The following is a 14,778-nucleotide window of genomic DNA, read 5'->3' on the forward strand; positions in this document are numbered from 1 at the left end:
TCCGGCTGTGACCAGTCCGTGAGGTGCCCATGTTCGTGTCCGTCGTAGTCCCGTGTTATCGGTCGGCACAGATGCTGCCGGAACTGGTCGCCCGGCTCTCTGCCGTCCTTCCCGGCGCGGCCATCGAGCATGAGATCGTGCTGGTCGTCGACGGCAGTCCGGACGACACATGGAACGTCGCCGCCGCTCTGGCGCGCCGGCACCGGGAAGTGCGGGCCATCCAGCTGGCACGCAACTACGGCCAGCACAACGCTCTGATCGCCGGCATACGCGCCGCCCGCCACGACGTCATCGTGACGATGGACGACGATCTGCAGCACCCGCCCGAGGAGGTACCTCGGCTGCTCGCCGCGCTGACCGACGAGGTCGATCTCGTTTACGCGCGCCCGCTGGAGGAGGAGCACGGACTGGCGCGCAGCCTCGCGTCGCAGCTGGTGAAGGTCTCCCTCGCCGGCCCGTTCGGCATCCACGGTGCCCGGCACATCGGTGCCTTCCGGGCGTTCCGCACGTTCCTCCGCAACGGTTTCCATGGCCTCACCGGCCCGCACGTCTCGATCGACGTGGCGCTCTCCTGGGCGACCACCCGGATCGCGTGCGTCGATGTGCGCATGGAGCAGCGCAGGTCCGGCCGCTCCGGCTACACCCTGCGCGCACTGCTGCGCCATGCCGTCAACATGCTCGTCGGGTACAGCACGACACCACTGCGGTTCGTCACCTACCTCGGCGTGGGAGTCGGCGCGCTCGGGCTTCTCCTCTGCGGCCTGGTGTTGTGCTGCTATTTCACCGGGGAGACCACCGTCGCGGGTTTCACCAGCCTCGCCTCCATGATCGCGCTGTTCTCAAGCGCGCAGTTGCTCGGCATCGGAGTGGTGGGTGAGTATCTCGGCCGGGTACACGCCGGCGGCATGGGCCGCCCCACGTACGTCATCCGCACCGAGGTCGGCCCGCCGGCGTCCGACGAGGCCGCCGACCTCCGATCCGACGTCCTCTCTCAGTAGGAGATGACGGCCTCGACAATGCGTCCCAGTTCGTCATCGCTCATCGCGGCGAACAGTGGAAGCCTCACGAGCCGGTCGGCGACGTCCTCGGTGACGGGACATCCACCCGGCGCCTCGCGTCCGTACCGCAGTCCCCCGGGCGTGGTGTGCAGCGGCTGATAGTGGAATGCCGCCCGTACCCCACGCTCGCCGAGATGGCGCAGAAACGCCTGGCGGTGGGCCAGGTCAGGCAGCAGTAGGTAGTACAGGTGAGCCGGGTGGTCTCGGTCGGCGGGTACGGTCGGCCGCCGCACCCCACGCTCGCCGGCCCAGTCGGCCACCCACTTGTCATAGGCCGCCCAGATGCGGTGCCGCCGGGCCTGGATGTCGTCGATCGCTTCGAGCTGTGCGACGAGGAAGGCGGCCAGCAGGTCGGACGGCAGGTAGCTCGAACCGATGTCGATCCACCGGTATTTGTCCACCATTCCGCGGAAGAACTGGGCGCGGTTGGTGCCCTTCTCCCGGATGATCTCAGCGCGTTCGACGAGTCCAGGGGCGTTCATGACGAGCGCACCGCCCTCCCCGCACTGCACGTTCTTCGTGGCGTGGAAGCTCTGTGTGGCCATCGCACCGAACGACCCCAGCGCTCGGCCGCGGTAGCGGGCACAGAGCCCGTGCGCGTTGTCCTCCACCACGGCCAGGCCGTACCGAGCGGCGACCGCCATGATGGCGTCCATCTCGCAGGCCACGCCGGCGTAGTGCATGACCACGATCGCGCGCGTCCGGTCCGTGATCGCCGCCTCGATCAGCCGCTCGTCCAGGTTGAGCGTGTCCGGACGGCAGTCGGCGAAGACCGGGACCGCGCCGCGCAGCGCGAAGGCGGTGGCGGTCGAGACGAAGGTGAACGACGGCATGATGACCTCGTCACCGGGGGCGATGCCGAGGAGCAGGGCGCTCATCTCCAGCGCGTGCGTGCATGAGGTCGTCAGCAGGACCGAGGATGCCCCGATGAGCTCGGCGATCAGCGTGTTCGCTCGTCTCGTGAACGGCCCGTCCCCCTCCAGAGCACCACCAGCCATGGCCCGCCCCAGATATTCCTCCTCCGCTCCGGCGACGTAGGGGCGATTGAACGGAATCACGGTAGTGTCCGGCAAAGTCGTTCATCCTTGTCTTGACCGGTTCTCCGCGAGCCCCGCCGAATTTCTCAGCAGGCCTCGCCGGATAAGGTGGACTGTGAAAATGCTGAGCACGGGCTTGAAACCATAGTCCGCCCAGCGACGCTGCACTCGGACGTTCCGGCTCTGGGTGGAGATGACCACGCTTTCGATTCCGCGCGACGCCGCCCGATCCTCCAATCCGGCGAGCAGGTGAGGGTAGAGGCCGGAGTTCTGGGCGCCTGAGATCACACCGCCGAGCGCGATCTCGGCGGCACCGCTCGCATCGCCGTAAGTGACGAACCCGAGCATCCCGGATTCGCGATCTCGGCTCTCGGCGTTTCGGAGAGCGACGACGCCGCTCGTGATCTCCCGGCCGGCCCATTCCTGGTAGCCCGCGAGCACCAGCGCCGGATCGAACAGCGGATTGGCGAGGTAGTGGTTGCCGTAATCACGGAAGGCACCGACGATCATGGTGTCCATCTCCGCCGCACTCACGGCGTGGACGATCTCGAGACCGCGCGGCAGCGGAGATGGACGTCGCCCCTGGCCCGTGGCCAGTTTCCAGCCGACGAGGTTGTCGGCGACGATGGCGGTCCGGTCGAGCTCGGTCAAGGCCGCGAACCATCTCATGCGATCGGTCGGATAGCGCAGGATCACGACATCCGCCGTGGAGGCACTGATCGCGTCGAGTACGTCCTCGAGCGTCGCCGCCGACGCCGCGGATACGGAGACCCGATCGACGGCGATACCGAACCGGGCCGAGTCGTACGGAGACGGCCCGGCGACAACGCCCGGCGCCGCGGCGACATCGTGCCAGCTCATGGGTTCCTCCGCCATATCACCCAGAAAATTCTGGTGACGCATGAATTCCATCGGCAGGTCTTCCACTTACAACGGTATCCAGAGCGGACGAGCGGCATTCAAGTCGACGTCGACCATCAGCATCGGCTTTCCTAAAATATTCTTTTGGAATTCGACCGCCACCGTCCTTGTCCGGTGGAATATCGCCCCGAGCGGGCGACACGGACAATCGGCGAGAAGCCGACGGCGACCGTCGGCGGGAAATCGTCGTCTATCATCACGACCATGACAGGGAAAGACGTCCGTGCAGACCGGTCTCGTACGCGTCGGAATCCCGTCGTCCCTTCTGGACGGGTTCATCGCCCTTGATGGTGCCGAGCGATGCCAGGCGATGAGGTCGCGGTCTCAGCGCGGGCCGATGCGGGCGGGGCGTCGGCCCCGCTGGACCGTGTGTGCCTGCTGATCGGCCAACTCGGCCTCGGCGGAACCGAGAAGCAGGTCGCCCTGCTCGCCGAGGGCCTGCGCGCACGGGGCGTCGACACGAGCGTGCTCGTGATGTTCGAGGGAGGTCCGCACGAAGACACCCTCCGCACCGCGGATGTCCCCGTCGTACACCTCGGGTTCCAGCGCCGCTCGGCGGGTTGGCGAATGCCGTCGGACAACGCGGCGGCGTTCCTCCGGTTGGTCGGCCGCCTGCGCCGGACACGGCCGGACGTGCTGCACGCGTTCCTCTTCCACAGCCACGTGACGGCCGCCGCGGCCGCACGGCCGGCCGGCGTCCCGGTGCTCGTGGCGGGCCGCCGAAGCCTAGGTGATTTCAAGCGGGGCCGCCCGCTGGTGTCGGCCTTGGACGCCGTGGCGACGCGCATGACCGACCATCTCATCGCGAATGCGCGGGCCGTCGCCGACGACGCGCTGCGCGACAGAGGCGTCACGGCGGAGAAGCTCACGATCGTGCGCAACGGCCTTCCCGGCTCCGCCTTCGAGCCGATGCCTCCGGCTCCCCTCGCCACCCGGCTTCCGGTCGTGCTGTGCGTGGCCAACCTCATCTCGTACAAGGGCCACCGGTACCTTCTCGAGGCCACAGCACGACTGCGGACGCGTGGGGTCCACTGCACACTCGCGCTGGCCGGCGACGGGCCCGAGCGGGCGGCGCTGCAGCGTCAGGCGACGCGGCTCGGCATCGACGCCCGCTTCCTGGGCACGCGAACCGACATCGGACGGTTGCTGGCGCGGTGCGACGTCGTGGCTCTCGCCTCACTTCAGGAAGGCATGAGCAACGCCGTCATGGAGGCCATGGCGGCGGGACGCCCGGTCGTCGCGACGGAGGTCGGAGGCACCGGCGAGTTGCTTCGCGGCCGCGGCGTACTGGTGCCACCGGCCGATCCCCAGGCGCTCGCGGACGGGATCGAACGGGTGCTCGGGAATCCGGCGTTCGCCGCCGAACTGGGCCTGAAGGCACGCGCGTGGAGCGAGGCGCACCTGAGCGACGACGTCATGGTCGACGAGCACGTGCGCATCTACCGCGAACTGCTCGGACGCGGGCGGCGGGACGGCGTCCAACCACGGCAGCGCACCACCGGCTCCGGGGAGTGAGAACCCCTCCCGAGGACGCACGTCGGAGCCGAACCGATCAACCGCCGACCGGACGTTCGAAGACGTACTCGTTGCACCCGAGGCCGCCTCCGCAGGTCGTCATGTGGCGCAGTTCGAAGCCCCGGGAGCGCAGGAACCCGAACACCTGCTCAGGTCCGGCCACCTCGAAGGGAAACCCACCGACCCAATCGACGAGGTCATGCCAGGCGGACATGCCCCGTGGCCGTACCCGCCGGTCCGACACGCCGGCGTCGGCGGAGGCCGCACGCATGAGCCGGCGCAGCGGCGCGTTCCGGACGAGGTAGGCGGCGCTCGCCGCGACGAGAAGCCGCCGGGCCAGCGAACCGGACCTGTTGTAGCGCCGCTTCACCCGCCACCACATCCGGCTTCGTGGCCCTTGGTCGTTGTACACCGAGATGTAGATGAGGCCGCCCGGTACGACCAGGCGGGACGTGGCGTCGATCGCACCCCACAGGTCGCCCGTATGGTGCAGGACGCCCCAGGCGTAGACGACGTCGAAGGTGCCCAGGCGCTCGACGAACCGCGCGTCGAGGATGGACCCCTGCTCGATGTCCCAGTCACTGCCCGGTGCGAACCGCCTGCGTAGTTCGGCGGCAGCCGCCACCGACTCCGGATCGAGGTCGAAAGCGCGAACCCGTGCCCCGAGCCGCTGGGCGGCCAGCGAGAAGAGCCCGCTGCCGCACCCCACGTCGAGAAAGGTGCGGCCCGTCAGGTCGGCGACCCCCAGAGGATCTCGGACGGCATGGACGGCGGCGGCGATCCTCGTGTCATCGACGAGTTCGATGAAGGAACGCCAGTTCTCGCCGAATCGGAACCGGTCGTCCCTCCGGGCATCGGCTCGGACGTCAGGCACGTGGCTCCGCCCCTTCTCGTGATGGTCCGATGATCGAGGTCGTCTCCCGTTTCCGCCGGAGCGCCCGAGCCGCGCCGGCCACCAGCGCCGTCGTGGTGAGCCCCCGGCTGGGCCGGGAGGCCAGGAGGCACCCCATCGAGACCCAGCAGGGCGCGCTGACGACCAGATTCGCCAACGGATTGGCCAGCAGGAGAATCACCCCGTACATGAGCACCACGGCCCGCAGCAGCGCCAGGTCGCCGACCTGTCGCCGCGCCAGGCCGAGCCAGAGCAGGACGACGAACGCGATCAACGTGATGACGCCCGCCTCGGCGGCCAGCCGCAGATATTCGTCATGGGTGGCGAGGTAGACGCCGAGGCCTGGGGAGCGTTGGGCATAGCCGGGGAACGTCGAAAGGCCGATCCCCCGCAGCGGATGCTCGGTGATCACGCGTACGGCGAACTCCGCCACTCTCTTGCGCAGACCGTTGCTGAGGCTCAGATCAGTGGTCGTCCGGCCACCCGCACCCAGGTTCTCGATATGCCGTCCCATCGGCCGGAGCATCCCGCCGGCCGCCGCCGCGGTCGTGGCCGTGGCGACGCCGGAGATCAGGATGATCTGGAAGAGCCGGGAGCAGCCCTGGAGCAGGACGATGGCGACGCCGACGGCCGCCGCCAGGGACGCGCTCCGCGAGTGCGTCTCGGAGAGCGCGATGCCGCAGACGGCCGCGGGCACGAACCATCTCGGATTACGGGCGTACCGCACCAGCCCCACGGCTGTGACGAACGGGATGGCGAGGAGAAAGCCGAGGTAGTTCGGGTTGCAACCGAGCCCTTCGAGACGCACGTTGTCGAAACCACCGCGGACGAGGACGTACGCCGCGGCGGCCGCACCGGACAGCGTGATCACGCGCGCGACCTGCCGGGGGTGTGGCGAGGTGACGACGCTGACGCCCAGCAGCGCCAGACCCGCCAGGATTCCCACGAGGTCGAAGAGCCGAGCGAGCTGCGCCTGAGGCATCCCGCCCAACGACCTCAGGAGATCGACGACCCGATACCGCTCCCCTGGCGGCGCCGGCACCGCCGCCGAGGGAAAGACGAAGCTCACGACCAGCAGGCCGGCGAGGAGCACCACCCAGAGATAGGTGTGCCGCATCGGCACGAAGCCGAGAAGGACCGATGCGGCGGCGATCGCCGCCGACACGGCGATGGCGCTGACGACGGCGAGTCGGCCGTCGGTGGACGTGCCCGCGCCGAGCATGCTCAAGGGAACCAGGAGAAGGACCAGCGTGGCCGGTCGGCAAAGGTCCCGGAGGCCCGCGGCCGAAGCGTGGCCCGTCCGCCCGTGCACCCTCGTTCCCCCCGACGTTCCTGATTCGCTCGACCGACCCGCACAGTGCGCACAGGTATAACTACGGACAGTAGCAGCACGTGATCCACCGGGCGACGCACGAAACGTGTTGCGACCGCGCCGGTACGAACGCGTCCGATGACGAGCGGAAGGAACGCCGCACCATGAACCCTTACGCGCCGTTGCGGGGGCCGAAAGCATGGCTGCCCAGGTACGGCGGGCGGCGCTGGCCGTTCGCCGTGCTCGACGTCCTCCTGGTGGGCCTGCTGGCCTCATGTCTCTTCGTCGAAACAAGTCTCGGCCGGATCGACGCGACCGCGCCCTATCCCCTCAAACCCACGTGGGGACTCGGGGAGGATTGGCTCCTGGTCACCCACGACGATCCACCGCAGCCGCAGGGAGAACGGCCGGAGGGCCACCCGATGACCGGCACCGGCGGGCGCCGCGTCGACACGGTGATGGAGCTTCACCTCCGCCACGACGGTGGCAGACCGCTGCTCGTCAGCCTGCCGTTGCGCACCACCGCCACGATCGCCGGTTACGGCGCCGCCTCTCTCGGCACGGCCTACGAGCGGGGCGGGCCGCGACTGTTGCTCCGCGGGGTCGAGAGCATCATCCACGCCAGCGTCGACCACTATGTCGAGGTCGGTCTCGGCGGCCTGGTCGCACTGGCCGACGCGGTCGGCGGGGTGCGAATCTGCGCGGACGAGCCGGCCCGGGCCGCCGCGCCGAAGACATCGGCGGACTGCTCTGACGTCTCCGGCGACCGGGCGCTGGACTATCTGCGCGGCGGCGCCCTCCCCCATGCCCGCCCGGGCCCGGCCGAACGCCGGCGGAGGCTCATCGCCGCAGTGATCGAAAAGGCGACGAGTCCGGACGCGGCGTTCGAACCGGCGCGGATCGTCGCGTTCGCCAGGACGGCCCTCTCCGTCGTCACCGTCGACAAGGGCAACCACCTGTACGACCTCGTCCGCCTCGCGCTGGCATTGTGCGATGGCGGCGTCACCGCGAAGACGGTGCCGACCGTGAACGGCGCCTGGCTACCCGGTATCGGCCGGATCGTCGGGTGGGACCCCAAGACGATGGCGGAACTCATCCCTTCGCTCGTCATCGACCGCCCGGAGCCCAAAGGCCTGGTCCCCGGCTGACCTCACGGCGCTCCGGCTGCGCGGCGCGGTGGCCCATGACTGTTACTCTAAGCGACGCCTCATTGCGCACCGTCAGCTTTCGACCGTTCGATCGCCCAGAGGAGAGACGGGGGTCTCCCATGAACACGACCGCAGTGGGCTCGCCCGAAACAGGCGCGCGCTCACGGACGCGCGACCTTCTCCATCGGCCGCTGACCTGGTTGATCGTCATCTGCGCGGGCTGGGCGATCGCCCGTCTCGTCGGCGTCGACAGGCTGCCGCTTCTGGCCGGGCTGCTCGTCCCGATCCTCACCTTCACGCCGTATGTCGCCGTCGTGTCGGTCGTCCTCGTCGTCCTCACTCTGGCGTTCCGTCGCTGGAAGGCCTTCGGTGTCGCCCTGGCGGTGTCGGCAGCGTTCGCCGCCGCCGTGCTCCCCCGCGCCTTCGGTAATGCCGCGCCCGTGACCGGAGGCCCGGTGCTGCGGGTTCTCACGGCCAATCTCCGTCTCGGGCAGGCGAACCCCCACGTCCTCGTCGATCTCGTGCGCCGCACGCACGCGGATCTACTGAGCATGCAGGAATTCACGCCCCAGGCCGGCGCCGCCTTCGACCGGGCGGGGCTGGGACGCCTTCTGCCCTACAAGATCACCACGCCGCTCGGGAACGCCCTGGGATCGGCCCTGTACGCCCGCTGGCCGCTCCGCCCTCGCCCGATGTTCCAGGTGGACCTCATCGGCCTCGCGATACCCCATGCGGAGGTGGACGTCCCCGGAGGACGTCGCGTGGAGGTGATGGCCGTGCACCTCGCGCACCCGATGAATCCGTCCGGAGTCGGGCAGTGGAATCGCGCCTTCGTCCTCCTCCCCACGGGACAGCGTCAGGGCCCCGTACGGATCCTCGCCGGTGATTTCAATGCCACGCTCGATCACACGTCGCTCCGGCGGCTGATCGGCGAGGGGTACGTCGACGCCGCGTACGAGACCGGAAGCGGCTTGATCCCGACCTTCCGGCAGTGGTGGGTGCCACCGATCACCCTCGACCACGTGCTCGCCGACGCGCGGTGCGGGGTGCGGCGGGTGAAGGTCTACGACCTGCCCGGCAGCGACCACCGCGCCGTGTTCGCGGAACTCCGGCTGCCGTGATCGCCGAGGACGCCACATGAGATCCGAGCGATTCCACCTGCTGTTCGTCTGCACGGCGAACATCTGCCGGTCTCCCATGGCCGCGGAGCTCACCCGGCTCAGGCTCGGGGCCGCGGCGCGATCCGGGGACATCCTCGTGAGCAGCGCCGGGACCCATGGGCACGATGGAGCCGAAATGGATCCGGACGCCGCTGCCGTACTCCACTCCTTGGGCGGCCAGACGGTCGGCTTCGCCGCGCGAACCGTCACCGTGCCGATGCTGTCCGCGGCCGATCTCGTACTCACCGCGGAGCGCCGGCACCGCGCGGCCGTGACGGCCCTCCGCCCCTCGGCGCACGCCAAGATGTTCACGATCCTGGAGTTCGCACGGCTCGTCCGCCGGATCAGCCCGGATCGGCTTGCCGGCGAGGACATCGCGCGCCGCGCACAGTCGCTCGTCCGGGAGGCGTCTCGCATGCGTGGCACGTCTCCGCCCGGTCCGCTGGACGAGGACATCGCCGATCCGTATCAGGGCCCGGCCGAGGATTACCGTGCCTGCGCGACGGCGATCCAAGGGGCACTCGTCCTGCCGCTCCGGCGCATCCTGTCCGGACCGTGACCGTGGTGGAACGCCGGCCGCGATCCCCGGCATCGCTCCGGTGGTCGTGGTTCCCATTTCCGTTTCTTTAGCAACGCCAGATTGTGCGCACGGCGAGTTGCGGCTACGTACTCTCCGTAATCGAATCGCGGCAGGGGGCGCATGGTGACTGACAATCGGATCAGAGTGATGCGGGTCATCACCCGGATGAACGTCGGTGGTCCGGCGCTTCAGGCGGTGGAGCTCATGCGGGGTCTCGACACCGGGCTCTTCGATCAGTGTCTCTACACGGGGGAGGTCGCACCGGGCGAGGCCGACCACCTGGACCTTCGCGCCCCCGACGTCACTCCGCACCGAAATCCCGCGCTCGGGCGTTCGATCCGGCCGGGAGACGACGCCCGCGCCATCGCCGCGCTCGTCACCGAGATGCGCCGGTTCCGGCCGCACATCGTCCACACCCATACCGCCAAGGCCGGGCTGCTGGGCCGGGCCGCCGCCGTGCTGACGCGTGTGCCCGCACGTGTGCACACGCACCACGGGCATCTGCTGCACGGCTACTTCTCTCCCGCCAAGACACGACTGGTGGTGGCCGCCGAGCGGGCCTCGGCGGCGATGACGGACCGGCTCGTCGCCGTCGGCGCCCGGGTCCGCGACGAGCTGATCGCCGCCGGGGTCGGCCGCCCGGAGCAGTACGTCGTGGTGCCGCCGGGCGCCTCACTCGGTCCGCTTCCGGGCCGCGCCGCGGCCCGGCTGGCGCTGGGGATTCCCGGCGACGGCCCGGTCGTCGCGTACGTGGGCCGACTGACGCGGATCAAGCGGCCGGACCGGCTGGTGGGCGTAGCCCACCAGGTGCGCCGCTCGCATCCCGAGGTCCGGTTCATCGTCTGCGGGGGCGGTGATGCCAGGCCGGAGGTCGAGGCCGCCGCCAAGACCTTCCAGGGCATGTTCACGCTGCTGGGCTGGCGTGCCGACATCGAGACGGTGTACGCGGCGGCCGACCTCGTGGTCCTCACGTCCGACAACGAGGGCATGCCGGTCTCGCTCATCGAGGCCGGGCTCGCCGGGCTGCCCTGCGTCGCGACCCGCGTGGGAAGTGTCGCCGAAGTGGTACGGCACGAGGAGACCGGGCTGCTCGCACACTGCGACACGCACGAGCTCACCCGTCACATCGTGCGGCTGCTCCGGGACGAACCGCTGCGCCGCAAGATGGGAGACGAGGCCCGCGCGTGGACGACGCAACGATTCGGCCCGCGAAGGCTGGTGTCCGACCTCACCGAGATCTACGCGTCGATCGCCGAGGCGCGGGGCTGGTGGCCGGGCTGCGCGAAAGAGGTGATCCGGTGAGGATCGTGGTCACCGGCGGCGCCGGCTTCATCGGCGGCAATCTGTGCCGGGAACTCACGGCGCGGCCGGGCGTCGACAAGGTCATCGCCCTCGACGATCTCAGCACCGGCCGTGGCGAGAACCTCGAAGGCTCCGGGGCAGAACTAATCGAGGGCAGCATCCTGGACCAAGGGCTGCTGGCCGAGGTCGTGGCCAGCGCGGACGCAGTCGTGCATCTCGCCGCCCGCCCATCGATCCCGCGTTCGCTGGCCGCGCCGGCGGCGAGCCACCACGCCAACGCCACCGGCACGCTCCTCCTCCTGGAGGCGTGCCGCCGGAACTCGGTGCACGTGGTCGCCGCCTCCTCGTCGTCGGTCTACGGGGCGGTGCCGGACCTGCCGAAGCACGAGGATCTGCCCACGCGTCCGCTCAGCCCCTACGGAGCGAGCAAGCTCGCCGCCGAGGCATACGTCCTGGCGTACGCCGCCAGCTTCGGGCTGCCCGTCCTAGCGCTGCGTTTCTTCAACGTCTACGGCCCTCTGCAGTCGGCCGGGCATGCCTACTCGGCCGTGATACCGAAGTTCATCGACGCCGCATTACGCGGCGAACCGCTGGTCGTCCACGGGGACGGCCTTCAGACCCGCGACTTCACATACGTCGGCACGGTCGTGGCGATGCTCGCCGACGCGGTACTCCGCCGGGTGACCAGCGCGCGGCCGGTGAACCTCGCGTTCGGTACCCGGGTGTCGATCCTCGAACTCACGGAGCGGCTGTCCGCCCTGCTGGAGCGACCGGTGGAACTGGTGCACGTCCCGCCACGTCCCGGAGACGTGCGCGACTCACAGGCCTCCGACGCGCGGCTGCGCCGTCTTTTTCCCGGCCTCGAAGCGGTCCCACTGGAGACCGGGCTCGAGCGGACGATCGCGTGGTTCCGTGACCGGACGGCCTCCCCGCGGGACCCGGCGATTCCCTGACTCCTGGCGCCGTAAGCGAGGCGTTCAGACAGAGGTGGTCCCGGGGCCGGAGGTCGGCTCGAGCCGGCGGCGTGGCGGCACGGGCACCCGGTCGAGATCCTGCGCGAGCACGATGTCGCCGCTGAACGCGGCGGCCGCCTCGTCGGCGAACCGCAGCTGATCCTCGGCAGAGTAGCGCTCGGAGAAGTGAGTGAGGACCAGGCGCCGCACCCCGCACTCCGCGGCGATCTCGCCTGCCTGCGCGGCGGTGAGATGCCCATATTCGGCCGCCAACCGGGCATCCACGCCGAGAAAGGTGGATTCGATGATCAGAAGGTCGACGCCGTCAGCGAGCTGCGTGATCGCGTCGCAGATCCGCGTGTCCATGATGAAGGCGGCCTTCTGCCCTGGGCGCGGCACACTGCACTCGGCCCGCGTGACCGTACGGCCGTCCGGAGCGGTCACCCGTCCAACGCGCTGCAGCTCTCCGACCAGCGGGCCGCCGAGCCCGTACTCGGTGAGCTTCTCGGGCAGCATGGTGAAGCCGTCCGGCTCTACGAGGCGGTAACCGTAGGCCTCGACGGGGTGCGAGAGCCGGCGCGCGGTCAGGGCGAACGGCGCGTCGGCGGTGTCGATCCAGGCCTCGTCACCGGTGATCGGTTGTTCGGCGACGACGTCCGTGTCGGCGAAGACCGCCGCGTGGCGAAGCCGCCGCCAATAGACGGCACCGCTCGCCGGGAACACCGCGCGTACGGGATGCCCGACCCCGTCGCGGGCGATCCGCTGGATCACTCCGGGCACGCCGAGACAGTGGTCGCCGTGGAAGTGCGTCAGGCAGATCCACCGAATGTCGTGCGCGCTCACGCCCGCGTTCAGCATCTGCCGCTGTGTGCCCTCGCCGGGATCGAACAGTATGCCGTGACCGTCCCAGCGCAGCAGGTAGCCGTTGTGGTTCCGGGCCCGGGTGGGCACGGCGCTGGCGGTGCCGAGAACGACGAGATCGCGCGTTGCCATGATCCCATCATGCTCCCGGTCGAGAGCACGTGGCCCGGATGGCGGCGGACCGGCTCCGCGGCCGGATCCGCCGATCCGACGGGAGCGTGTCGATCACCGGCATCACAGACCGTCACGATTAGCATGCAGAAGCTAACCATAAGTAATGCTCCAGTGAGGCGCGATGAACCAGCCACGGGACGATCGAGCGGCCGAATGGGACCTCGCCGTGATCGGACTCGGCTACGTCGGAATGCCGATCGTCCGTGAGGTGTCGCGGAGCGGGATGCGTGTCGTCGGGGTCGACGTCGACGAGCGCCTTGTCGACCGCTTGAACTCGGGTATCTCCCATGTCGACGACATCTCGGACGGGGAGGTCGCGGGGCTGGTCGCCCAGGGCTTCCGCGCCACGACCGACCAGGAGATGCCGGCTGGGGCCGGCACCGTGCTCATCTGCGTTCCCACGCCCCTCGACCGCGACCGGCGTCCCGACCTGAGCGCCGTGGTCGGAGCCGCGGAGATGATCGCCGGGCGACTGCGGCCGGGCACCCTCGTCGTCCTGGAATCGACGACCTGGCCGGGCACGACGGAGGAGGTCGTCCAGCCACTGCTGGAGAAGAGCGGGCTCACTGCGGGCACCGACTTCCACCTGGCCTACTCGCCGGAGCGCATCGACCCGGGCAATCCCGTCTTCGGCCTGCGCAACACGCCGAAGATCGTCGGTGGGCTTACGTCCGCCTGCCTCGACCGGGCGGTGTCCTTCTACGGCAAGTTCGTGGAGCAGATCGTGCCGGTCCGCGGCACCCGCGAGGCCGAGATGGCCAAGCTGCTGGAGAACACCTATCGCCAGGTCAACATCGGCCTGGTCAACGAGATCGCGATGTTCTGCGACGAGCTCGGGATCGACGTCTGGGAGACCATCACGGCGGCGGCCACCAAGCCGTTCGGCTACGAGGCGTTCCGGCCCGGTCCCGGTGTCGGGGGGCACTGCATCCCGATCGACCCGAGCTACCTGTCGCATCGCGTGCGGCGGCTCGGCTACCAGTTCCAGTTCGCCGAGCTCGCTCAGCAGATCAACGACCGGATGCCTGGTTACGTCGCCGATCGCGCCGCGCGGCTGCTGCACCGGCACGGGCGCTGTGTCAGCGAAGCGGGCGTCGCGCTGCTCGGCGTGGCCTACAAGCCGGACATCGCCGACGACCGCGAGTCGCCGGCCCGCCCGCTGGCCCGCAGGCTGCACGCCTCGGGAGCGAGGATCCGCTACGTCGACCCGCTCGTGGACGAGTGGTCGGTCGACGGGGTGGAGGTGACGCGCTGCGCGGACCTGGACGCCGCGCTCGAGGGCACCGACCTCGCCATCCTCCTGCAGCCGCACCGGGCCTTCGACCTGGACCTGATCACGGCCAAGGCCCGCCTGGTGTTGGACACACGCGGTGTGCTGCCGATCTCGGACAACGTCGAACGCCTCTGACCACCGCGTGGTCCTAGTGTCGTCCAGGATCGCTGTTCGCGTCCCCCGGCCGACGGGCACGCATCGAGCTGGTGTTCCTGCCCACCTACGGATCGTGGTTGAACTCGATCGAGGCCGAGTTCGCCGCCCTGCGCTACTTCACCTTGTCCGGCACCGACCACCGCACCCACACCGAACAAGGCGCGGCGATCGCCGCATACGCCTGCGGCGCAACGCCCGAGCCCACCGCAAACGCGACTCCGCCCCCGAATCGGCCATCCGGACCTGGACCGGTTACATGATCAACGTTGCATGACGCGGCACTAGCTCGATTGTGCGAACACCACGTCGACCCAGTAGTTGGTGGACTGATAGCTCCCCGTGGGGAACGTGTTCGTGGCACCGTAGGCATACACACCGTTCCCGCCAGAATCAGCGCTCGCCGGCGCGGTCAAAGGACCATTGATGTGCGCACTGG

At 69.5% G+C, this 14,778-nt stretch carries 14 protein-coding genes; 8 read left to right on the forward strand and 6 right to left on the reverse strand.

From position 1 onward, the window contains the following. Window positions 1–29: 29 nt before the first annotated feature. Entirely contained in the window at window positions 30–998 is a 969-nt protein-coding gene (locus tag ABEA24_RS48955; RefSeq protein ID WP_345442624.1) for a glycosyltransferase family 2 protein, read from the forward strand. Here ABEA24_RS48955 and rffA read toward each other — a convergent pair. Continuing rightward, a complete protein-coding gene (gene rffA / locus ABEA24_RS48960; protein WP_345442626.1) occupies window positions 992–2,131 on the reverse strand; it encodes a dTDP-4-amino-4,6-dideoxygalactose transaminase in 1,140 nt (379 codons plus the stop codon). The two genes, ABEA24_RS48955 and rffA, sit on opposite strands and share 7 nt — an antisense overlap. A gap of 6 nt (window positions 2,132–2,137) precedes the next feature. Beyond that, window positions 2,138–3,022 (reverse strand): N-acetyltransferase, encoded by an 885-nt coding sequence (locus tag ABEA24_RS48965; protein ID WP_345442627.1) that lies wholly within the window; start codon window positions 3,020–3,022, stop codon window positions 2,138–2,140. A gap of 294 nt (window positions 3,023–3,316) precedes the next feature. Here ABEA24_RS48965 and ABEA24_RS48970 point away from each other — a divergent pair, with 294 nt between their 5' ends. After that, complete coding sequence (locus ABEA24_RS48970) at window positions 3,317–4,531, forward strand: glycosyltransferase (RefSeq protein ID WP_345442629.1); 1,215 nt, start codon at window positions 3,317–3,319, stop codon at window positions 4,529–4,531. Window positions 4,532–4,568: 37 nt separating this feature from the next. On the opposite strand, the gene ABEA24_RS48975 is transcribed toward ABEA24_RS48970, so the two are convergent. Together ABEA24_RS48975 and ABEA24_RS48980 are read right to left on the reverse strand one after the other, a co-directional pair. Further along, entirely contained in the window at window positions 4,569–5,405 is an 837-nt protein-coding gene (locus ABEA24_RS48975; RefSeq protein WP_345442631.1) for a class I SAM-dependent methyltransferase, read from the reverse strand. Then, a complete protein-coding gene (locus ABEA24_RS48980) occupies window positions 5,398–6,645 on the reverse strand; it encodes an O-antigen ligase family protein (RefSeq protein ID WP_345442652.1) in 1,248 nt (415 codons plus the stop codon). The genes ABEA24_RS48975 and ABEA24_RS48980 overlap by 8 nt, the downstream gene beginning before the upstream one ends. A gap of 254 nt (window positions 6,646–6,899) precedes the next feature. On the opposite strand from ABEA24_RS48980, the gene ABEA24_RS48985 reads away from it, so the two are divergent. The 5 genes from ABEA24_RS48985 to ABEA24_RS49005 all read left to right on the forward strand — a co-directional run bounded on the left by ABEA24_RS48985 (window position 6,900) and on the right by ABEA24_RS49005 (window position 11,878). Continuing rightward, on the forward strand, window positions 6,900–7,883 hold the full coding sequence (locus ABEA24_RS48985; RefSeq protein WP_345442633.1) for an LCP family protein: 984 nt from the start codon (window positions 6,900–6,902) through the stop codon (window positions 7,881–7,883). A gap of 119 nt (window positions 7,884–8,002) precedes the next feature. Further along, complete coding sequence (locus ABEA24_RS48990; RefSeq protein WP_345442635.1) at window positions 8,003–9,004, forward strand: endonuclease/exonuclease/phosphatase family protein; 1,002 nt, start codon at window positions 8,003–8,005, stop codon at window positions 9,002–9,004. A gap of 16 nt (window positions 9,005–9,020) precedes the next feature. Continuing rightward, window positions 9,021–9,602 carry an arsenate reductase/protein-tyrosine-phosphatase family protein gene (locus ABEA24_RS48995; protein WP_345442637.1) on the forward strand — a complete coding sequence of 194 codons (582 nt, stop codon included), beginning with the start codon at window positions 9,021–9,023 and terminating at the stop codon, window positions 9,600–9,602. A 168-nt stretch (window positions 9,603–9,770) separates the two neighbouring features. Beyond that, on the forward strand, window positions 9,771–10,925 hold the full coding sequence (locus ABEA24_RS49000) for a glycosyltransferase (protein ID WP_345442639.1): 1,155 nt from the start codon (window positions 9,771–9,773) through the stop codon (window positions 10,923–10,925). Beyond that, complete coding sequence (locus tag ABEA24_RS49005) at window positions 10,922–11,878, forward strand: NAD-dependent epimerase/dehydratase family protein (RefSeq protein ID WP_345442641.1); 957 nt, start codon at window positions 10,922–10,924, stop codon at window positions 11,876–11,878. The genes ABEA24_RS49000 and ABEA24_RS49005 overlap by 4 nt, the downstream gene beginning before the upstream one ends. A 24-nt stretch (window positions 11,879–11,902) precedes the next feature. Here ABEA24_RS49005 and ABEA24_RS49010 read toward each other — a convergent pair whose 3' ends face one another. After that, a complete protein-coding gene (locus ABEA24_RS49010; protein ID WP_345442643.1) occupies window positions 11,903–12,871 on the reverse strand; it encodes a ribonuclease Z in 969 nt (322 codons plus the stop codon). A 163-nt stretch (window positions 12,872–13,034) separates the two neighbouring features. Here ABEA24_RS49010 and ABEA24_RS49015 point away from each other — a divergent pair, with 163 nt between their 5' ends. After that, window positions 13,035–14,321 (forward strand): nucleotide sugar dehydrogenase, encoded by a 1,287-nt coding sequence (locus tag ABEA24_RS49015; protein WP_345442645.1) that lies wholly within the window; start codon window positions 13,035–13,037, stop codon window positions 14,319–14,321. A gap of 302 nt (window positions 14,322–14,623) precedes the next feature. On the opposite strand, the gene ABEA24_RS53935 is transcribed toward ABEA24_RS49015, so the two are convergent. Next, window positions 14,624–14,755 (reverse strand): DUF4082 domain-containing protein, encoded by a 132-nt coding sequence (locus tag ABEA24_RS53935; RefSeq protein ID WP_425551333.1) that lies wholly within the window; start codon window positions 14,753–14,755, stop codon window positions 14,624–14,626. Window positions 14,756–14,778 lie beyond the last annotated feature (23 nt).

Origin of the sequence: Actinoallomurus vinaceus (genome assembly GCF_039542055.1) — a bacterium.
GTDB lineage: Bacteria > Actinomycetota > Actinomycetes > Streptosporangiales > Streptosporangiaceae > Actinoallomurus > Actinoallomurus vinaceus.